This is a genomic window from Mojavia sp., from assembly GCF_059505145.1.
On sequence record NZ_JCACKA010000075.1, the window covers coordinates 55888 to 78073 of the forward strand.

The 22186-nt window shown below is 40.3% G+C and carries 14 protein-coding genes, 1 tRNA gene and 1 CRISPR repeat array; of the genes, 8 read left to right on the forward strand and 7 right to left on the reverse strand.

Annotated elements, in window-relative coordinates; translation table 11 throughout:
• Positions 1 to 16: 16 nt before the first annotated feature.
• Both AC5JL8_RS21575 and AC5JL8_RS21580 read right to left on the reverse strand, forming a co-directional pair.
• Positions 17 to 1558, reverse strand: a complete 1542-nt coding sequence (locus tag AC5JL8_RS21575; protein WP_495881735.1) for a GMC oxidoreductase — start codon at positions 1556 to 1558, stop codon at positions 17 to 19.
• Positions 1559 to 1695: 137 nt separating this feature from the next.
• A complete protein-coding gene (locus AC5JL8_RS21580; RefSeq protein ID WP_495881736.1) occupies positions 1696 to 2511 on the reverse strand; it encodes an SDR family NAD(P)-dependent oxidoreductase in 816 nt (271 codons plus the stop codon).
• Between the two features lie 637 nt (positions 2512 to 3148).
• Here AC5JL8_RS21580 and AC5JL8_RS21585 point away from each other — a divergent pair.
• On the forward strand, positions 3149 to 4294 hold the full coding sequence (locus AC5JL8_RS21585; RefSeq protein WP_495881737.1) for a pentapeptide repeat-containing protein: 1146 nt from the start codon (positions 3149 to 3151) through the stop codon (positions 4292 to 4294).
• A 142-nt stretch (positions 4295 to 4436) separates the two neighbouring features.
• Here the strand turns inward: AC5JL8_RS21585 and AC5JL8_RS21590 are convergent, their stop codons facing one another.
• Positions 4437 to 5660: a tetratricopeptide repeat protein gene (locus AC5JL8_RS21590; RefSeq protein ID WP_495881769.1), complete on the reverse strand. Its 1224-nt coding sequence runs from the start codon at positions 5658 to 5660 to the stop codon at positions 4437 to 4439.
• Between the two features lie 250 nt (positions 5661 to 5910).
• On the opposite strand from AC5JL8_RS21590, the gene AC5JL8_RS21595 reads away from it, so the two are divergent.
• Positions 5911 to 6402 carry a DUF1499 domain-containing protein gene (locus tag AC5JL8_RS21595; RefSeq protein ID WP_495881770.1) on the forward strand — a complete coding sequence of 164 codons (492 nt, stop codon included), beginning with the start codon at positions 5911 to 5913 and terminating at the stop codon, positions 6400 to 6402.
• Positions 6403 to 6846: 444 nt separating this feature from the next.
• Positions 6847 to 7449 (forward strand): chromophore lyase CpcT/CpeT, encoded by a 603-nt coding sequence (locus AC5JL8_RS21600; RefSeq protein WP_495881738.1) that lies wholly within the window; start codon positions 6847 to 6849, stop codon positions 7447 to 7449.
• 37 nt (positions 7450 to 7486) lie between these two features.
• Here AC5JL8_RS21600 and cpdA read toward each other — a convergent pair whose 3' ends face one another.
• Entirely contained in the window at positions 7487 to 8284 is a 798-nt protein-coding gene (gene cpdA, locus AC5JL8_RS21605) for a 3',5'-cyclic-AMP phosphodiesterase (RefSeq protein ID WP_495881739.1), read from the reverse strand.
• 432 nt (positions 8285 to 8716) lie between these two features.
• Here cpdA and AC5JL8_RS21610 point away from each other — a divergent pair.
• Positions 8717 to 8788, forward strand: a tRNA-Cys gene (locus AC5JL8_RS21610).
• 379 nt (positions 8789 to 9167) lie between these two features.
• Positions 9168 to 9562: direct repeats of the CRISPR family, unit length 38 nt; unit sequence TCTTTCAACCCGCCTCTAGCTGGGAGGGGTGTTGAAAC.
• A 459-nt stretch (positions 9563 to 10021) separates the two neighbouring features.
• Here AC5JL8_RS21610 and cas12k read toward each other — a convergent pair.
• Positions 10022 to 11926 carry a type V CRISPR-associated protein Cas12k gene (cas12k, locus tag AC5JL8_RS21615; protein WP_495881740.1) on the reverse strand — a complete coding sequence of 635 codons (1905 nt, stop codon included), beginning with the start codon at positions 11924 to 11926 and terminating at the stop codon, positions 10022 to 10024.
• 69 nt (positions 11927 to 11995) lie between these two features.
• On the opposite strand from cas12k, the gene AC5JL8_RS21620 reads away from it, so the two are divergent.
• From AC5JL8_RS21620 to AC5JL8_RS21635, 4 genes are all read left to right on the forward strand, one after another.
• Positions 11996 to 12424: a MerR family transcriptional regulator gene (locus AC5JL8_RS21620; protein ID WP_495881741.1), complete on the forward strand. Its 429-nt coding sequence runs from the start codon at positions 11996 to 11998 to the stop codon at positions 12422 to 12424.
• 99 nt (positions 12425 to 12523) lie between these two features.
• Positions 12524 to 15268 (forward strand): type I restriction endonuclease subunit R, encoded by a 2745-nt coding sequence (locus AC5JL8_RS21625; RefSeq protein ID WP_495881742.1) that lies wholly within the window; start codon positions 12524 to 12526, stop codon positions 15266 to 15268.
• The gene (locus AC5JL8_RS21630) at positions 15268 to 16830 is read left to right on the forward strand and encodes a restriction endonuclease subunit S (RefSeq protein WP_495881743.1); all 1563 of its coding nucleotides are present in this window, start codon (positions 15268 to 15270) and stop codon (positions 16828 to 16830) included. Before AC5JL8_RS21625 ends, AC5JL8_RS21630 begins: the two co-directional genes overlap by 1 nt.
• The gene (locus tag AC5JL8_RS21635) at positions 16823 to 18097 is read left to right on the forward strand and encodes an IS1096 element passenger TnpR family protein (protein WP_495881744.1); all 1275 of its coding nucleotides are present in this window, start codon (positions 16823 to 16825) and stop codon (positions 18095 to 18097) included. Before AC5JL8_RS21630 ends, AC5JL8_RS21635 begins: the two co-directional genes overlap by 8 nt.
• A 110-nt stretch (positions 18098 to 18207) precedes the next feature.
• Here AC5JL8_RS21635 and AC5JL8_RS21640 read toward each other — a convergent pair whose 3' ends face one another.
• Together AC5JL8_RS21640 and AC5JL8_RS21645 are read right to left on the reverse strand one after the other, a co-directional pair.
• The gene (locus AC5JL8_RS21640; RefSeq protein WP_495881745.1) at positions 18208 to 19869 is read right to left on the reverse strand and encodes a GTPase; all 1662 of its coding nucleotides are present in this window, start codon (positions 19867 to 19869) and stop codon (positions 18208 to 18210) included.
• A 125-nt stretch (positions 19870 to 19994) separates the two neighbouring features.
• A complete protein-coding gene (locus AC5JL8_RS21645; RefSeq protein WP_495881746.1) occupies positions 19995 to 22163 on the reverse strand; it encodes a GTPase in 2169 nt (722 codons plus the stop codon).
• Positions 22164 to 22186 lie beyond the last annotated feature (23 nt).

Below are 22186 nucleotides of genomic sequence, written 5' to 3' on the forward strand. Positions count from 1 at the left end.
ATGCCTAGCTTACTAATCAATTCATTCTTTCTAACAAATGCTCCCCAACTCGTAGGGCATTGGCAATAATCGTTAGCGATGGGTTCACCGCAGCACTAGAAGGAAAAAAGCTCCCATCAACAACGTAAAGGTTATCAATATCGTGAGTGCGACAATTAATATCAAGTACTGAAGTTTTAGGGTTTTCACCAAAACGACAAGTACCACATTGATGTCCAACTTCTTTAATAGTCATCTTTTGCGGAACACAAAATGAGAATTGCCCAGGTTTCTGTGGCTGTTCAATGGACTTTAAAACTTCAACCCAACGTTTGATTAAACGATTAAATGCCTCTTGATTATTATTTGTATAATCAATAACAATTTTCTCTCCATTAACGCGCACGCGATTGTTAGCATCTGGTAAATCTTCATTGACAAGCAACCAAGCAACAGAATGATTTGCCACTGTTTCAGCGATGATGCTGGGCATCATTGGTGGCGCATGAGCTGCAATTCTGTCTTTATTAACATTACCCAACATTTGTACACTGCCCATTGGGTAGGTAAAATCTTGATCACCCCAATAAAAATCATTAACTGCTAGCGTCTTTTGAAAAACTGTCGGATTTAGCTTTGTACTCAAAGTCATAACTACTGCAAAGTTATGTGCCATGTAATTACGTCCCACGAGATTAGAACTATTAGCTAATCCATTTGGATGTTTGTCATTGGCAGATTTAAGCAATAATGCTGCTGAGTTAATTGCACCACAAGCAACAACTACAATATTCCCAGTGAATATCTGATGCTGTCCAGCGATTTCTGCTTCTACACCAGTGACTGTGTTACCAGATGCATTGGTGTGTAAACGCACCACTTTTGCTTCTGTAATTAATCTAAGATTTGTATATGTGATTGCTGGACGTATACAGTTAACATCTGCATCAGCTTTAGCATTAATTAAACATGGAAATCCATCACAAGTATCACAACGAATACAAGCACTTAAATGACGATTTACTTCATTGAGTTTGATAGCTAGGGGTAGATAAAAAGGATGGAGGTCTATGTCTTTTAAGGAATAGTGAATGTCTTCAATGTATGGTTCGTGGTTGATGGCGGGAAAGGGATAATCTTTACTAGCTTGCGGTTCAGTAGGGTCAAGGCCTCGCTTACCATGTACTTCGTAAAGTTTCTCAGCTTGGTCATAGTAGGGTGCAAAGTCTTGATATTTTAAAGGCCATTCAGGAGAAATTCCTCCTTGATGAATGACTGTTTCAAAGTCTTGTTCGCGTAATCTAAACAGCGCACCACCGTAAAATTTAGTATTACCGCCTACATAATAGTGCGTTACAGGATTTATTACTTTGCCGTCTTTGTCGTACCATTTTTCTGAAGTGCGATAGCATTCTTTCTGCAAAACTTGTTTAGAATCCCAATTAGTTTTTTTTCTAGGTAAAAAACTACCTCGTTCTAAAACTAAGATGTTTTTACCACTTGCGGCTAATTGATAGGCTAAAGTGCCACCACCAGCACCTGTGCCAATGATGATAACATCGTAATGAGCATCGGTCATTTGGGACTCCGCAGATAATAAGAATTGCTAAATTTTGATGGCTAATTACTTCTGTTTTAACCAAAGTGAGAAACTTAAATTACGGTGGGCAATGCCCACCTTACAGAAATAGATTTAAGCGATTTGACGATACTTGCTCATCCACGCATTTGTTTTTCCGCGCAGGTTTTGTTTAACTTTGTCAAACCAATCCAGCGATAAATAATATCTCCAAACTTGGGAAAAAGCTGAATATTGGAAAACAAAAGTTTGGTAAGAAATCCATCAATGATGATTTCTGGTTGGTTTTGCTTGATGGCTTGCAGAACTGCGATCGCAACTTCTGTTGGTTGCGAAACTTGCGCTAAACTGGGCGAAGGCAGCCCAAAAGCCAGAAACATTCCAGCTTTTGTATATCCTGGGCAAACTACTGTCACGCCTACATTGGTATCAGCCAATTCTTGCCGCATCGCATCAGTCCACATAATTACACCGGCTTTACTGGCTGAATAAATGCTGTTATAAGGCGCTCCCTTTTTGCCAGAACCAGACGCAATATTGACGATGTGACCATTATTGCGAGCTATCATGCTCGGTAGGATTAAACGAGTTAATTCCATACCTGCAATGAGGTTGGTTGTCAGTATTGATTGGATATCTTCTAAAGAATAATCTTGAAATGCTCGGTATTTTTCAATCGCAGCATTATTAATTACGATATCAATTTGACCTGCAATTTGATGAATCTGCTGTACTAATACTGGTAATTCTCCAATCTTACTGATATCAAATGGAATACTTATTCCTTTACCACCTAAAGCTTGCACTTCAGTAGATATTTGATTTAGCTTTTCTTGTGAACGTGAAACGCTGACTACCGTTGCTTGCTCTTTTGCCAAAGCACGAGCAATAAATGCCCCAATACCACCTGATGCTCCGGTCAAAAGGACTGTCTTACCTGCTATGGATGTCATAGTTAACCGTGTTTAATAAGTATGGCTTTCAACTTGAATAGATTAAAAAAGCAACTTTTTCAGATGACTGTAGTAGAATTTGCCACCCACATTGTTAAAAGTAAGCAGTCTGAATTACTTGCTAATATTGGGTTTTACACTAAATAAACTTTTAAATTTGTAATTGCTGTGACCAGTTATTAAATTAGATAATGCAAGTTTCAAGTTATCATAACAAATAAAAATATTTAGCTTAATTGTAGGGTGGGCAATGCCCAGCATATCCTGGTTTTGGTGGGCAATGCCCACCCTACCTACTTCCTCCCGTGTCCCTTGCCCTGTTTATTGACCAAACAGGGTATCATATGATGTCCGCCTAATCACTTATTAAAAAAACTCTCCGTGTCCCCTTCCGCGTCAGTCCTAATGATAAGTCTTCAATCAAACACGATATCAGAGGGTGGGATGAGCTTAAGGAAGGTTCAAAAATTCAGTTTTCGCCGCTAGCTGGATACCTTGATGATTTATGATGATAACCGCCACAAGGAGCAGCGAGATATTACTTAGTTGCTTGATGAGTTATTCTAAAGGGCAATCTCCTAGCCAAATGGCAGCAGTAGCCTTTATTTGATGCCGCCAAGTGAGGACTTTTTCAAAGATGATCAAGGACTGGTTTATCAAGCAAAAATTACTGATAGGTATTGTAGTTACTGCAATTGGGGCTACTTTAATTATTGCAAAGCTGTATCCATTTGAAGGTGTTGGTGAGTGGACTGGCTTTGGAGAAAGCTTGAATAAATCAAAAAGTATAGAGAGAACAATCAGAGATGGAATAGTTATTAGTATTAGAGAGACTGAAACTGAGAATTTAGAATCAGCCAAGACATTTTGGGATTGGTTGGGTTTAGCTAGTACGCTTGCAATTCCTATTGTGTTATTGCAATTTGAGCGTAGAGAACAAAGACGAGCAGATAAACAAGCTGAAGCACAAAAAGCAATAGCAGTTAACAATTTACACGAAGAAATTTTAAAAGTTTATATTGACCGGATGTCAGAATTGTTGCTTGATAAAAATTTGAAGACTTTAAAACTTGATGACCCTTTGCGAGATACAGCATTAGATGTAGCACGAGCTAGAACTTTATCGGTGCTGCGGAGACTAGACAAAGATAGCGATCGCAAAGGTAGCGTGATTCAATTCTTAATTGATGCAGAACTTGCAAGTGAGTTAAATCTAAGCGGTGTTGACCTCAAAGATGCCGACCTCAGAAGTGCCAACCTCATAGGTACTAACCTCAGAAATGCCAATCTCAAAAGTGCCATCCTTAAAGATGCCAATCTTAGAGGTGCCAATCTTAAAGATGCCAATCTTAGAAGTGCCAACCTCAAAGATGCCAACCTCAATAATACCATCCTCAATTTTACCTACCTTAAAGATGCCAACCTCATAGGTGCTAATCTCATTGGCGCTAACCTCATTGGTGCTAACCTCATTGGTGCTAACCTCACTAGTGCCAACCTTACAGGTGCATATCTCAAAGATGCCAAACTTGAACACGCCAATCTTAAAGATGCCAAACTTGAATATGCCAACCTCAAAGATGCCAAACTTGAATATGCCAACCTTAAAGATGCCAACCTTAAAGATGCCAAGCTCACAGGTGCTAATCTTACAGGTGCCGATCTCAGTCATGCCAAATATATAAGTATTGACCAAATAAAATTTGCCGAAAACTGGGATAAGGCAATATATGACAAAGACTTTCGCGCCAAGTTGGGTTCACCAGTGCAAGATGCAAAGTAGATTCAAGAGCAAGCGCAATCGCACCTACTCAGACAGGACATTGCCCACCATATCCGGGTTTTGATGGGTAATGGCGACCCTACAATTATAAATTCTGCAACCTATTTTTAAAGTTTGAAAATATGCCTTAGCTGTTGTTCAATTACATATTTGCTTTCGACAATTTATCAATTTGCTGAGTAAAATATGTTTCATCATACTTGAGTTGTTGGGCTAATTCTAACCCCTTTTGAAAGGCTGCTAGTGCTTGGGGATACTGTTGACGTTCTTGATAAATTTGCCCAATTTGATCATAGGCTTGCATCATCCCGTAAAAGTTGGCAGCTCGCGCCTGCGCTTCTACTAAAATCTGGCTAGTTTGCAAAGCTTCATCTATTTGTCCTTGAGAACGGTACAGTGCAATTAATTGCTGTAAAGCTTCACCAGCATTAACATACTGCTCCAATTGCCAAGCGGTAGTATAAGCTTCTTGATAGTTTTTAAATGCTTCTGGTAGTAAACTCGGATTTTCCTTCGCTAGTGATTGGTAATTTGAAGCGATCGCTAGTTTAACTTTAGGTAATAAAGTTGTATTATTTTGGCTCACGTAAACTTCTGCTAGCTTACCAAGTATATTTGCAGATTGCTGATATTCTTTTGCCTGCTCGTAAATATAAGCTAGCTGTTGCAAGTATGCTACCTCATTTAAGCGATCGCCTCTGCTACTAGCTAAACTCAATAATTCTTGGTAGGTAGCGGCGGCTTCGGGATAATCGAACCAACTCAAATGCACTTCACCAATAGTTTTGAGAGTGTCTACTATTGCGGCTGCATTTTTTTGCTGTCGCACTGTTGCCAAAACTTGGTTGTAAACTTCAATAGCCAGTTTGGGCGATCGCACATTTTGATAAGCTTCACCTAGCGATCGCAACAATGGTAAGTCAACGCTTTTCTGAGATAAAGCCTGCTTTTGAATTGCTTGCAATCGCTGCGTAATATGTAGTATCTGTGCGCGATTATTTTGATTAAAGGCGATCGCACCCACTCGTGACAGTGCTTGTACCTCAGCTAATGAACCGAATAAGCGCCGCAAACGTAGTTCCCGATTCCAAATATCAAATGCTGCTACCTGATCTCCCGCTTTCAACTTAGCCGCAGCTGCTTGATTTAACTGCTCAAGTTCTGGTTCTAATTTACGCAGTTGCTCAGAAGTTAACTGCTGTTTGTTGCCCAAAAATAGTAGCAATGGATCGGGAGCCATCTTCTCTAGAGGACTAGGAGGATATTTATCTGGCTGATCTGGCTTTTGGCTTTGTGCCAGTGTCAACGAACTGCTAAACTGCCAGAGTATAGCGGCAGTAACAATCATACTTAAGGGCCGTAGCATAGAAACTTTACCTTGCTTTGAGTAAGTTGCATGGATGGTCATTAGGCAATGAATTTTAGGCATTGATAATTATCTCCATCTCCAATAACCTTAACTGCCAATTTGGATGACGCACAAAGCAATGATAATTATCCCTGCACACTATGCCCAATGCCTAATGCCCCAAACGACGGGGAGAGCAACCTCGTCCACCCACAAGGGGATGGAGTTTCCCGTCGCTTTCGATGAAACCTTGAGGAGTAAATTTATTATGTTCCGTCTGCTAACAGCGATCGCACAGCGACTATTGCGGAGAATTACTTTTGTAATATTCCTAACTCTGGCTAGTAGTTTAATACTCACAGGGGCTGCTTGGGCTAACTCTTCTGGCTTAGGAGTTAATAATGGTCATCTGAGTTCTTGTCCAGCTTCCAATAACTGTGTTGTCAGTCAAGATGCTGATGCCAAACACGCCATTGACCCGATTACCTATCATGTAGACCGCGACACAGCACGAGAAACCTTACTAAAAGTTCTCACCGTTGTTCCCCGTACTCAAGTTATAGAACAGACAGGTAATTATATCCATGCTCTTTCTAAAAGCCGCATCTTCAAATTTGTTGATGACGTAGAGTTTTATTTGCCTACTAATGAGCCAGTAATTCATCTGCGATCAGCATCTCGCATCGGAGAGTCGGATCTTGGTGTCAACCGCAGGCGTTTGGAGCAAATTCGTCTGGCTCTACGCGATTTGAACATTTGATTTTTTCGTTGTTGAGATTGTTTGCTGAACACCAGAATAATCGGCGATCGCAACTTTTATATTAGTGAGATAGATTCTAGGACTTACGCACCCAAGCCTGAAACCCTGATCCCCCCTAGCCCCCCTTAAAAAGCTACCGTGTACACACATCTCTCCGTCATTATCCTCCGATAAATTGGAGGACTTTGAGGGATTTTAGCCCCCCTTTTTAAGGGGGGTTGGGGGGATCAAAAGCCTGTGGGACAACTCTCAAAGACTTGTGTGTACACGGTAGCCTTCAAAAGGGGGAAAGTCTAAAGCCACGCCACTGAGGGAGTCGGGGAACCCGCAAGGGCGCAGGGCTGCCCCTTTTGAAGGGGGTTGGGGGATCTGAGTGCGTAAGTCCTGGATTCATTGCTCATTGGTAAGCTTTACAATACTTTTAGATGATTTTCAAGCTATATAATGACTCACTCTACAGACATTGCTACCTTAGCTCGCTGGATGGCAGCTGATTTTAGCAATCAAGAACAAGCTTTTGAAAACCCGCCTTTTTATGCCCATATCCGCGTGTGTATACGTCCTCTCCCTTTAGAAGTGTTATCAGGAGTTAGTTTTTTTGTCGAACAAGCTTACGACTATTCACTCAATGACCCCTATCGTGTACGGGTGTTAAAGTTGGTGAACGCTGGAGATCACATCCAAATCGAAAACTACAGCGTTAAAGAAGAAAAAATTTTCTACGGTGCGTCTCGTCATCTCGAAAAACTCAAAACTTTAAACGCCGATTATTTGGAAAAATTACCAGGCTGCAACATGATTGTAGAATGGACTGGCAACAGCTTCAAAGGCAGAGTTGAACCGGGCAAAGGCTGCATGGTTGTTCGCAAAGGGCAAAAGACATATCTAGATAGTGAATTTGAAATTAACGAAGACAAATTTATCAGCCTTGACCGGGGGCGTGATCCAGAAACTGATGAGCATATTTGGGGGTCTGTCGCTGGGCCATTTCTGTTTGTGCGTTGGAGTAGTTTTGCTGATGAAGTAAAACTAAGTTCCGAGTCTTAAGTAATGAAGTGCTGAGTAATGAAAACTCAGCACTTTTCTAATATCCCTTTGCCTTTAATTCCACTGGATGAAAATATGAAACTCGCTCAACCCAAGTTTCCCAGTTACCATCAGGGTAAAGTTTTAGCAAACGAAATCCAGGCGGTTTTTGCTCAAGTGCAAAAGTTGCGCTTTTAGGCTTGAACTGAATACAAGTTGAGGGAGTACCCAGGTAGTGAACATTATGGCGTTGATACTCAAATTCTTGGTGAATGTGCCCACACAAAACTAACTTAACTTGGGGATGGTTATCTAAAATGGCAAAAAGTTCTTCAGGATTTTGTAGGGTGCTGCTATCTAGCCACTCAGAATTTACTAAAAAAGGCGGATGATGTAGCGCTATTACAGTAGGGTAGTTACTTAGTATTTTTAATTGAGAGTCTAGCCAATTTAGAGTTTCGGCTGAAAGATGACCATGTACGCACTCAGGTACAGAGGAGTTGAGTAAGATAAAATTCCACTTACCACGCTCAAAAGACTTACGCCGAGAAAGCAGCCCTAAATTTAAGATTTCATCCATTGCGATCGCACAGTCATGATTTCCTGGAACCCAGTAAGTTGGGATTTTTAGTGGACTCAGTAGATTTTGGAGATTTTCGTAAGATTCAACTGTTCCATCACCAGACAAATCGCCTGTTAGAAGTAGTAAATCAAGTTCAGGTTGCAAGTCCTTTAATCTTTCTATTACTGCTTGGAAAGAATCTCTAGTAGGTATTCCCACTAGATGGTGATTTTCCGCTGCAAACAGATGCATATCTGTTATCTGAACAATTGATATAGGAGAGACTTGATTCATCTTTGCTAATAGCAATGTATGCGTTTTAATATAGGACTCATATTTGATTTTTGAACAAAATTCAGTACACCTTTATTCCTTCTTTCCAGTCCCCAGTCCCCAATCCCCAGCCCCTTACCTCTACGAGTGATTCAGAAATCAAATCGGATTGCTATATCTGTTTCTCCTTGCGGGAAAATAACCGATTAGTCAAATTTACTCTTAAAACTATCCTCTGACAAAAATAGTATATTTTGATTTGTCAAGAATAAGTGCCAACAAGAGTCAATCTTGGGTTTGGTCAACAGATATTTATGTTGCTAGAGTAAAAACTATCATATCTGTGGACATAAACCAGGCATTCGCCTCTAATCAGGTTAGATGTGGAAAATTTCCCCAGATATAAGATGCAATTTTAGAGAAAATCTTGGTATGATAGATAAGCTCAAGTCTGGCGGCATAGCCAAGTGGTAAGGCAGAGGTCTGCAAAACCTCCATCCCCCGGTTCAAATCCGGGTGCCGCCTTTAACAAATGTCAGTTGCCAAATTATTTGTCCGCGTTGACAAATTAATGTCCCTTTTGACGAATTTTTGTCCGCGTTGACAAATTGATGTCTTTGATATGCGTTTTAGGCATCTAATGTTGGTGTTGACAAATTAATGTTAGCGTTGACAGTGAATAAACAATCACCGTTAACACATTAAACTTCATGCCATAGGACTAAATCCTTTATGTAAGGATTGCAGACCTCTGCCTTACCTTTCAACCCACCATTAAATCTACCAAGGTTTGAGCGTAGTAGCTCAAGCCTAATTATAAATATTCAATTTTCAACATGCCCATTACTATAAGGGCAGTTGAAATTAAGATAATATGCGAAGACGCGATTTTATCATGGTCGCTTATTTCAACCCGGCTCTAGCTGAGAGAGGTGTTGAAACTCAACAGCATTGAAGACATAACGCGATCACGCACCTTTCAACCCGCCTCTAGCTGGGAGGGGTGTTGAAACAATACTATAAAAGCTTTGGAGAACTAATGGTCTCTTTCAACCCGCCTCTAGCTGGGAGGGGTGTTGAAACTCTGTGTGCATTCCAAATTAAGGCATCTGCATTATCTTTCAACCCGCCTCTAGCTGGGAGGGGTGTTGAAACCGAACGCAATCAGTGTATTTTGTTTCTCTGTAAGTCTTTCAACCCGCCTCTAGCTGGGAGGGGTGTTGAAACTTCTGATTCCCTGATAGTTGGGAAAACCATATCCGCTTTCAACCCGCCTCTAGCTGGGAGGGGTGTTGAAACTCTGCGCTCCAAACCCTTGATTTGCCAACAGTTCTGAATGCATTTTTGGCAAGTCTCCCAAAATCGCCTGTCTGTTAACACTTAAAAAAGTAAATTAACTGACACCGTAAAAGCTACAAGCCTTAATCAATAAGCGATTTGAAGTTTTGGCAGATCCCCAGGGAAATTGACCCCGCTTCGATTCGCCAAAAAATAATTAAGGTGGGTTCCTCCTTGGTCGGAGGTGATTCAGTAGCCACCACTGCGGTAAACCCGCACCTCTATTACTGGGGGCGCACCTTATTCCTGTCCGCAAGGAACAGCAGCATCAAGGTGGGCAGCTACCAGGGTCAGAAAGCAAAACTGTTTTACAACAGTCAAACTAACCCACATTTTCACAGTACAGAGGCTTTTAGCAAGCATGAACTGCGGCGCTATTAATGATACTTATTCTATTTTCAAGGTTCTGTGTTTTGTCAATCAGGTTTTTTGGCGGGAATGGTAAGCGGCGATCGCTAATTCTTTCGCTTTCTCGTGTGGGCTACCTCGAATCGGCTGTTTTGTCTCTTCTATAAAAATTCCAGCTTTAGCTGCTGACGAGCGAATATTTGTAATCAACCTAGCGTAGCTCCATTGATGGACGCTAACTCGGTAATCTTTGGCATACTTTTGTTGGACTTCTACAACGTCTGATTTCTGTTCGGCTTTGGCTTGAATCTCGCTTTGAACTTGTTCTCGCATATCACCCAACTTAGGGAGGACTATACTGCCAGCAGAGTAAGTTTGGGCGATCGCCACAATTTCTTTAGCTAGTAATCTGTCTACATACTGCCCTAACTCTGATTCTCCCATTTGATTTGGTGCAGCAAGCGTTTGAGCTATTTGGCGTTGGTGGGATAGCGAATGTTTCTGTTGTCGCTGTTGGTTTAGTAATTTGTAATTATCGCCCAGTAGTTGTTTAATACTGCGGTAGGTAATGACTGTACTTGTAGAACCATCAACCACTGCTACTGTTGCAGGCTTCTCTAAACCAAGGCTAACTGCAACAAGAATATGAGATTGACCTTGATATAAGGGCTTGCTGGGACGGGGAAAGGGGTTATTAATTATGGCTAGAGATGAGTTTTTCCGTTTTATATGAGCTTGCTGTTTATCGTTGAGTTCGCCTTTGGCTTTTGTCTGAGTTATAGTTTTAGCAATTTCTTCTGCTTTCTCTTCTCTGACAAGGTTGGTTCCCTCAGCCGTCCACAGGCGAGTATCTACAGAACAGTAAAGAGTTAAGCGGTTAACTTTACACTCTTCGCCTTTACCTTCCCTTTCTTGCCAAGCAATACGTCCACTACGGAGAGTGAATAGGCTACTAGAGTGTTGGTTTTTGCTGTTCCGCTTGATTTGCTGATCTTCTAAAAAGCGTTGAAACCAGTGGAGTTGGCGAGAATCGCAGTAGAGTTGAAAGCTATGCTCACTCAGACCATTGAATTTTACACAGATACGTCCACGCTCGTTCTTAAACCAAGTCATGTCTTCGTTGGTTTCGTAAGTAACTGGAAAAGGTACTTTGCTAGATTTTTTTAAAAGGCTGTCTTGCCAAGATTTCGCCTCCGTTTCACTTTCAGGAACATTATCAGTGGCAAGCAAAAGAGTTTCTAACCATTTGCCATCTGTTAAATCTCGCCCTTTTGGAATTCTTGCTTCTAGTTGCTGTCTCAGGCGTTCAATCTGGATCTCAAGCTTACGGCGGCGTTTAGCAAACTTTTTAGTGTCTTCCTCTTTATCATTGATTTTGCAACCATTCTTGAGAAGATAGCTAATTGCACAATGAGTCAAAATATCTTCTGTGTCGCGGTAAGCCTCAAACAAAGTTTTAGAGATACTACGATCGCCATCTGATTTTTTGGTTTTCTTATGTTTTTTTCCTTTCGCTGGTTGTGCTTCAACAGTATCGGACTGGGGGGTAAGTTCAGCCAGGATTTCAGCAGCTTTGTTACGAAGGCTCTCTAAATCCACACCACTGGCTTCTACTAATTCAGGATCGCTTTTAAGCATTTCCCACCAGCGAATTTTGCCTTCTAGTTGAGACTGCGATCGCTTCATCAGTGCAAACCAAGATTTATAGATGTAATTCACTGTGGCGATCGCACTCGTGTAGAACCGCGCTGGTTGACCGATGAAGCGAGGGTCTGTTTTCAAGGGTTGGCACAATTCTTTGACAATACTAGTCGGGTGTTTGCCCTTTTGTCGCCAACTCTCAAACTCTGCGTGTTGAGCCACCTTGAGCAACAGTTCGTTAATCAGTGGCGTGTTTTTCTCTGCCATCAATTTCCAAAACTGTTGGCGGGTAGATTCACTTGCTACTAAACGACACTGAATAGTAATCTGGCTCATACGTTTACTAACATATATGTCTAATAATACCACAAATGTTTAATTAATTGCTGTGCCTACAATGATTTCATGCAAGAAACGTTTTTTACGAGTAAACAAGCGGCTGAAATCACAGGCTGCACCCTGCGTCAACTCCAGTACTGGCGGGAAAAGGGCGTGGTTGTTCCTGTTATTGGTGAGACGGGAACAGGACGTAGTATTTATTACTCAAAGCCGAATTTGATGGAACTGGCAGCAATGTTATATTTTTTGTCGATGGGATTGAGTTTTGATATTGCCAGTACTACGCTGAACACCCTCAAAGACAAGGAACCGGAGTTATTTGACTCTGGTAAAGGTAGTCGGTGGATGCTTCTTTGGGAGGGGCATAAGCGATCGCTAAATCTTGTAGTTTATGACCGAGAACAAGCGATCGCATCTTTAGATGAGGGTAAACCTGTAATTCCTGTGTGGTTAGATGTGATATACCAGCAGTTGATAAATAAATTGGTGCGATAGAACAAAACTGCTATTTGTATCCACTAAATCTATGACAGTAATTTTACTGAGATAAATGTTACTTGCGCTTCTCAGAAAAAGGCATGAGAATTTGTGTAAGTGCATAGTAACTCAGTGATGAAACCGGAAGAACAGGCAAGGCAAAAGATTGACCAATTACTCACCGCCGCAGGATGGGTTATCCAAGACTATGAGCAAGTTAACTTGGGCGCTTCTTTGGGAATTGCGGTGCGGGAATATCCCCTGAAATCTGGTTATGCTGATTACTTACTCTTCATCAATCGCAAAGCTGTTGGAGTAATCGAAGCGAAACCTGCTGGATTTGCTTTAAGCGGTGTTGAAATACAATCCGACAAATATTCCTTTAACTTGCCTAAAAGTCTCCTTTGTCACCAAAAGCCTTTACCTTTCATCTACGAAAGCACTGGTACAGAAACATTTTTTCGAGACTCCCGTGACCCTGATTATCGCTCTAGGCGGGTGTTCACTTTTCATAAACCGGAAACACTACAGGAATGGCTAGGCAAGTCTGACACCCTCAGAGGGCTTTTGCAACTGTTACCCACAATTGAAACAGAAGATTTACGAGAATGTCAGCAAGAAGCGATCGCAGGTTTATTTAATTCTTTCAAGGAAAATCGCCCTAGAGCATTGATTCAGATGGCGACGGGTGTAGGCAAAACCTATACTGCTGTGAGTTTTATCTACTGGCTGATTAAGTTAGCTGGAGCGAAACGGATTTTATTTTTAGTGGATCGGAAGAACTTAGGAGAGCAAACCCAGAAGGAGTTTCAGCAGTATGTCACACCTGATGATGGGCGCAAGTTCACCGAACTATATAATGTGCAGTTGTTGACTTCCAATACCGTCGATCCGGTGAATAAGGTGTGTATCACCACGATTCAGCGTCTTTATTCGATGTTGCGGGGAGAAGCTGAATTTGAGGCAGAAAATGAGGAAGCATCACAGTTCGATGGGGAGGAGGACAACCAGCAACCCAAGGATGTGGTTTATAACCCGAAAATTCCCATTGAAACCTTTGATTTCATAATCACTGATGAATGTCACCGCTCGATTTACAATGTGTGGCGGCAAGTTTTGGAATATTTTGATGCTTTCATTATCGGACTGACGGCAACGCCTTCTCTGCAAACCTTTGGCTTTTTCGATCAGAATTTGGTGATGGAGTATTCCCACGAACGGGCGGTAGCTGATGGGGTGAATGTGGGGTATGAGGTTTATCGCATTCGCACCCAAATTACAGAACAGGGTAGCAATATCCAAGCAGGATTTTACATTGATAGACGCGATCGCCAAACTCGTGCCATCCGTTGGCAGCGATTGGATGAAGATGTCAGCTATGCGGAAAGGGAGTTGGATCGTTCTGTTGTGGCGATGGATCAAATTCGCACAGTCATTCGCACCTTTAAACAGCGATTATTCACCGAGATATTCCCTGGTAGAACCGAAGTTCCCAAAACCCTGATTTTTGCCAAAGATGACTCCCACGCTGAAGATATTGTGCGAATTTTGCGCCAAGAATTTGGCAAGGGGAATGAGTTTTGTAAAAAGATTACCTATCGCACCACTGGGGAGAAGACAGAAGATTTAATCGCCAGTTTCCGCAACTCCTATAATCCCCGCATTGCTGTCACCGTCGATATGATTTCCACCGGGACGGATATCAAACCTCTAGAATGCTTGCTATTTATGCGGGATGTGAAATCGCGGATTTATTTTGAGCAGATGAAAGGACGGGGAACCCGCACAATTAATCCCACAGATTTTCAGGGAGTGACACCGGATGCTCAAGTTAAGGAACAATTCGTGATTGTGGATGCGGTGGGGATGTGCGAGTCGGATAATACTGATTCTCGACCTTTGGAGCGCAAACGCAGTGTACCTTTTGATAAATTAGTGCAAGCAGTGGCATTGGATCAGCGAGATGAAGACACGCTGATGTCCTTGGCGGGACGCTTGGCAAGGTTAGAAAAGCAACTGAATGCTGATGAACGCACAGAATTAAAAACTGCTGCTGGGGGCAAGTCTATTCAACAGATTACCAGAGAGTTACTCGATGCTGTAGATCCAGACAGGCAAATTGAACAGGCGATCACACAGTTTCAAACCCCAACACCTACGGAAACACAACAGCAGCAAGCGGCAGAGGTATTAATCAACCTTGCTTGTCAACCTTTTGATAATCCCCAGTTTCGGAATTTGCTCAAAGATATTAAAACTAATAATGAGCAGCTAATTGATACAGTTAGTCAGGATGTGGTGTTAGAAGCGGGATTTGATACCACAGCCAGGGATAAGGCGATGGGGACAGTGGAGACTTTTCGCCAGTGTATTGAGGCGAATAAGGATAATATTACCGCGCTGCAAATCTTGTATAATCAGCCCTACGGACAGCGACGGTTAACCTACGAGCAGATCAAGCAGTTAGCGAATGCCCTAGAACGTCCACCCTGCAACTTGACAACAGAGAAGTTATGGCAAGCATACGCCCAGTTGCAAGCGGATAAAGTCAGGGGTGCAGGGCTGCAAAAGCTGTTGACAGATATCATTTCTCTGGTACGCTTTGCGATGGGGGAAACGGAGACGTTAGAACCCTACGCGGTGACAGTTGAGGAGAAGTTTCAGCAGTGGTTAGCAAGAAAAGAGTTTACCTCACAGCAGGTGGCGTGGTTGGAAAAGATTAAGGAGCATATTGCCACCAGTGTGAGGATTGAGCCAGAGGATTTACAAGAAATGCCACAGGAGGCGTTTCAGGGTTATCAGTTGTTTGGAAATGATTTAATGGATATTTTGGATGAGTTGAATGAGGCGTTAGCTGCGTAATGGGTGAGGAATTGTATGAGTTGCCAAAGGGTTGGGTGTGGACAACTATTGGAGAAGCTACTGAATGTTTAGATTATCAGCGAGTACCAGTTAGCAAAGAAGAACGAGCAAAACGGTTGGGAAATATTCCCTATTACGGTGCTAATGGCTTAGTTGATTATATTGATGATTATATTTTTGATGAACCTCTTGTTTTAGTTGTAGAGGATGAAACTTTTGTAGGTCGTGAAAAACCATTCAGTTATAAGATTACAGGTAAAACATGGGTTAATAATCATGCTCATATTTTACGTAGTAATGGATGTGTTGATATAGATTATTTAAATTACTCACTTTGGTATTATCCATTTACTCCATTAACTACTGGAACAACTGGCAGAAGAAAATTAACAAAAAGTGCTTTAATTTCAGCCCCTTATGTCTTACCTCCACTGCCTGAACAATATCGCATAGTTGCCAAAATAGAAGAACTATTCACCCAACTTGATGCAGGGGTAGAGTTACTCAAAAAAGTAAAAGCCAAATTAAAACGCTACCGTCAGGCGGTGCTAAAAGCCGCAGTCGAAGGAAATTTAACTAAAGAATGGCGGGAAGCGAATCAAGGAGAATTAGAACCCGCCTCAGTGTTACTTGAACGTATCCTTAAGCAGCGACGAGAGAAGTGGGAAGCCGAACAACTAGCGAAGATGAAAGCGCAGGGTAAAACTCCCAAAGATGACAGTTGGAAGCTGAAATATAAAGAACCCGTTGCACCAGATACCTCTGATTTACCTGAGTTACCTGATGGGTGGGTATGGGTTACTATGGAAATGCTGATAATTAAGGGGCCACAAAATGGGATATATCTTCCCAAATCAGATTATGGCTCAGGTATTCCAATTCTCAGAATAGATGACTTTCAAGATAATTTTAGTCGTAGTTCTTGTGAGTTAAATTTGGTAAGAGCTACAACAGATGATATTGAAAGATATAGCTTATCTGAGGATGACTTAGTTATTAATAGAGTGAATAGCCCCAGCCATCTTGGAAAATGTTTAGTAGTTACCGATAAACATATTCCATCGCTATTTGAATCAAATATGATGCGCCTTCACTTATCTAGTTTTTATAAGGTTTTATTTGCCGCTTATTACTTACGTTCTGTTATTGGAAAATCTCGCTTGATAAGTAATGCAAAATGGGCAGTCAACCAAGCTAGTATTAATCAAACGGATGTAGGTAATACAACAATTCCACTACTACCAATTGAGGAACAGCAGAAAGTTATAGAAGAAGTTGAACTCTGTTTCTCAGTTCTTGAAGAAATCGAAAAAACCATAAACGTAAACCTCAAACGCGCTGAAAAACTCCGCCAAACAATTTTAAAACAAGCCTTTAAAGGCAAACTCGTACCCCAAGATCCCAACGACGAACCCGCCGAAAAACTGCTAGAACGCATCAAAGCTGAGAAAGCTAAACGCGAAGCTGACAAAAAACCAAAACGTCAATCTACAATTAAATCCAAGGAACCGCGTAAATCTAAAACTACAGCTACACAACTAGAGTTGAAATTAGATGATTAAACGACTATTCCCCGTCCCCAATCATCTCCGCGAACAACTCCCAACCCTCACCCAAGACAAAAAGCAAGTCCTCCAACAGCAAACCATCACCCAAGATTCCCCAGGAACAATTCTGCGGGACTTTCAAACCATTCTAGAATTTCTCCAACCTGACGGCGTTGAAGTTAGCAGCACATATCACCAATTCTCCCTCAAATACCTCCAGCAACTCAATTCCCGCTTGAGTTACCCCATTGAAACTAACCTCAAGCGTCCCCAACAAAAATCCTACCCCTACATTTACGGGTTATACTTTGTCCTTCGCACCTCTGGACTGTCTCAAGTTATCACCCAAGGCAAAAAAACCAAATTAGTATTAGACGAACAACTCCTCAAAATTTGGCAAGGCTTCAACCCAACAGAACAATATTTCACATTTTTAGAATCCTGGTTAATTTGGGGAGAAAGCGAAATCTTAGGCGAATTTAGAGATCCATACGGACTATTATTTCGCTGCTTGCAATTTTGGCGAGAAATTCCAGATGAAGGCTTAACCTTTAACAGTTACTCAGAACAAGATAAATTAGCCTATTACCCAGGTTTGCACAGTCTAAGCCTGTTTCATTTATTTGGCTTCCTCGAACTTACCCCAGGAAAACCCGAACCTGCTAAAGGATGGCGGATCACTGCTGTAAAGCGCCGTCCTTGGGGAGATGCAATGATAGCTTTAATCTCCGAAATTTATGATGAAATTGAACCAGACAAAGAAGAGGAGGAAATTACCCTTAACTTCCGCATCGCCTTTGACAAATTAAAACCATCACTCCAAACCTACTTTCCTGAATGGGAACAAACCTTAGTCATTGCCAAAGGAGAGTTTACCGAGGCAATATATACTTTTAAAGTCACCCTGCTGGATGCTTGGCGACGCATAGCCATTCCTAGCAACTTCAATCTCGATCAAGTCGCCGCAGCATTTGTTCAAGCATTTGATTTTGACTTTGATCACCTCTACCGATTCATTTACAAAGACCATTTAGGACGTACTTTTGAATTTTCCCATCCCTTTGTTGATATTCCCCCAAACACCAGCGATTTTCGCTTGGGTGAATTACCACTAAAAACAGGAAATCATCTGCAATTTATCTTTGATTTATTGGATGAGTGGGAGTTTGATTTGCAGCTAGAAAAAATTGAACCTGCTAATCCCAAAATGAAAAAACCCAAAATTATTGAGTCTCATGGTGAACCACCAACACAGTATGGCGAAGAGGAAGAGGTTTACTGATGCGATCGCACTTCACTTGGAGGATTATGTATGAACTTATGCCTACTACATAAGCATCAAGTCTTACCTCATTCAGCAACTCAGTACAGAACTATTAATTACGCATTATTTTATATTGTAACTATCTGCTTCTTAATTTTTTGAATTATATGTTTTATTTGATTAACCATCTCAATTTTTGAGCCTTCATTATTTCGCAATTCATCTCGCTGACGTTCAACATCTTGAAGCTCAGATTCATAAAAACCACAAATAATTTCGCTTTTAATATTCCTTTCATAGTCGCTTCTGATTTCTGAGGCAACTTGCCTAAAACTTCGGCGTAAATCTGCTCTTGCTTCACGGAGCTTTTGCTCATATTCTGCTTCATCCTTTTCCTGTTTAGCAGCAAGGAAAATTTCTAAAATTACACCAACACCTCCAATAATAGGCCCTAAACCTCTGATGAATTTAGCCCCATTCACTGCTCCCCAAGGACGAAATTTAACACCAAAAAATTTACCTACGTTATAAACTAGGTCTCTAGAAACTGCCGACGCAAAATTTCCTATAGCCCGCACAGCTTCAGGGCTTTTCCTTAAAAAGGATGGTATTTCTGAAGTTCCCTCAACTTCTTCATAATCAACTTGTTTTCTACCAGTTGATGAAACTTGTACTTCTTCCGCTAAAGAACGACCCAGCCTTGATTGTAATAATTGTTCGAGTTGAATTTGAAGTTTACTTAATTCCTCTTCCAAGCCCAACTTTATTTTCTCCATTGTTTGCTTTGTAGTTGACTCTATTTCTTTCTCAGCTTTTTTAATTGTCCAGTTAATATCTTCTTCGCTATGTTTCCCATCAACTTTACTAGCAACACCTTCGCCAATCATTAACACTTCATGCTCAAGATTGTTAAATTCAGCTATATAACAATTCCTAAATCTTGTTTGAGAGGTCTTAATAAGTAACATCTTACGATGGAGTAGTTCTAAGAAATCTCTAGCGGATTTATTATCTGTACTCAAAATATTGTAAGACCGTTCTAATATATCTAAGGCACGGTTGAGAGGTGTTAACAGTCTTGCATACAATTTATTCTTATCGATTAATTTATGTAACGATAACAAGAAAGTATCAAAACTAGATTCTTCGATTAAAAATTCTTTTTCATCTTCATCTTTTTCAGATTGAGCCTTCAAATAAGAATCAGCATCAACAAAACAAGTGTAAAAATCATTAGGGTGATGAGGCTCTACAACTTCCAGAATGCTTTTAAGCAAGACTTCTGGCTTACCGCGTTCACGACTCATTTTATTAATTACTAAGAGCATTTGACCAACTCGCTGCATTTCATTGGCAACTCTTTTGAAAAAAGCTCCACCTTGAGGGTTAAATAACTCGTTAGGAACAACGAATATAAGTAAATCGCTTTTTGAAATTTGTTCTAGAGTGATTTGATCGTGATCTGTTCTACCTGCATAAATGCCTGGGGTATCAACTAGGAGAACTTCTTTCCAAGGATATTCAGTAATCATATCTGTACAAATTTCAGCACTGATTCGGACAGATGGGTCGCCCGTAAGAGCTTTAATCAAAGTAGACTTACCAGCATTATATTGACCGATGAAGGCAATACTTAATTGGGATTTTTGCCGATATTCATGAATAAAAACTTCAAATTCTCTAGCAAATATATCTATCTCATTATCGGTAGATGCAGATAGTATCCTTAAAGTTTCAGAACATAAATCTTCTACTTGTTTAGCAACTTGCTTAAATTTCATCTCAGACATTTACCACTACCTCTATAAATTTAGAATTGTATTTTTAATGTACGTAATGAAAAAATACACAAATAATTGGGTATATATTAAAATAACTTATATTACTCCTCAAGAGACAGATGAAAGTATAATAACTACAGCAATTCATCAGCTATAAATGATGAATTAACCTTGAAATTGCTTGGATTTGGTACCCTATCTCTTGGTTCTGTAGAGTCTGACTCTTGCTTCATCTGTTTTTTGATTTTCTCAAGTTGTGAAATAGCTTTTTTAAGGTCAGCCACAATTATTAGAAGTCCTTTAATGTAAATATCTACCTGTTCCAGCACTTCAGTTTTAGCTCTAACAGCAATATTTGTATCTAGTAATTTTTGGTAAGTCTTACAAGTTTCCTGCTCAGATTGATCCAAGCTCTTCCAAAGACTTTCTTTAGCTTCCTGTTTAGCTTTTTGCCATGCTTTTTTCTCTTGATCGCCAAAGAACCAACTGAAAATTCCAACGACGATAGATGTAACGCCAGCTATCCATCCTACAGGATTCCAAAAATTAGCTGCTGCAAAAGCACCAATACCAAAAGCAACAGCAGAGGCTGCACCTAAACCCACACCTACCCACTTCAGAATTTTTCCAACTTGCCATTGTTGATAGTTTCCGAAATCAGTAGATTCTAACTTAATAGTTCCCATATCATATTGATATTGCCTTTGAAACTCATTTAAAGAAGCTACTAATTCCTGGACTATCTCTTCAAATAAGTTCTCCATAACAGTTTCAATTTTTTGTTTCTCTTTGTCCATGCGCTTCTGATACTCAGACTGAGCAATGTCTTTCCCTAAATATTCATCAACAAAGCTAGGAATCCATTGTTTAATTTTGCTAAATGAATCTTTACATACTCTTTGAATTTTAATTTTTCCGTTTTTAACACTTTCTTGAAAGATATATTCAATCTCTGCTCGTTTTTCTCGCATAAAATATGCCTGAGACTCCAGAGATTTTTGATGTCCTTCTAACATCTTTATAATTAAATCGAGAAAATATATGATTGCATCAAAAAATGTATTCCAGCGTCTTTGTTTTCCTCTTGTGTATATTTCTGACGCGATTAAACTATAAATTTCTTCTATTCGGCTTAATTCCCAAAGATTCTTAGCAACGTCACTATATTGAGGCTGATTACTCAGAAATGCTGCATAGGCATGAATACAAATAATTGCTACTTCTTCTATGCCTAAACTGTGACGAATATAAGTACGAATATGGCGTTTATGTTCATCTAGCCTTTGTGATTCAAAGATTTTTTCTGGATTTTTAATAAATCTCTCCAGGCGTTTTGGCTTGTCAATATCATACTTAATGTTAAGAATTACAAAAAAGTATTTTTTGATTTCTTGCAGCCAAGCCATAGCGTCAAATTCACCAGGCTGAACAGAGTCATCGCTAGTGAGAAAGATAACAATGTCAGATTCATGTACTATTTCTACAGCTTTTTGTTTATCTTCTTCTCCTTGGTAAGCTTCAATACCAGGTGTATCTATTAATCGTAAGCCTTTCCATTTATATTCTCTGATATCTCTAGTTGTTCGCTGTGAACCTTTGCCAATTGTACTGCCATCACCGCAGGTTAAAGCCTCACGAATAGTGCTTTTTCCAGCTTTAGTTCTACCAAATAAAACAACTGTGAAATCTGCTAAATGCTGGCTTTTCACTTCTAAGTATTTTTTTAGTTCTTGAAGTCCTTCATTAGCATGGCTTTCAATTTCATCTACTATATTTCTCAGAACTTTAGCAAAATTAAAATTATTAGCATCTTTTTGTTTTAATAAATAAGATGCACTTTTGTCTAAATCAAGCTTAAGATTCTGTAAAATGGTAGCAATTTCTTTGTAATAATTAAAAGTTTTTTGATAAGCATTCTTAGCAGTCCTTGTACATTCTTCCAGAGCCTGTTGAAACTCCTCAGCCGATATCCTTTTTGAGCTATGATTTTCTGTTTCTACTTCTGGCTCAGTTCTTATAGCTGGTTCAACCTGAGACTCAACCTCAAATTCTCGACACCAAGAAACATCAAAAGTACTTTTCTGCTTGGCAAGTATTTTAACTTTTTTCAATGATGTTGTTTTTAACCTAGAGATTTCGTCAAAGATGAATGCTGTTGTACTTTCTGGCTCTGGAACTTCAGCAGACTCTAAAATAACTTTGAGTAAAGTGTTCCTAGAAGTAGCAGTAGCACCTATACCTTGGTGATGAAAAGATTGATTGAGTATATTTGAGACTACTTCTTCAAGAGTTGGTGGAATCATACTGAGCCAGGAGAATACATTAA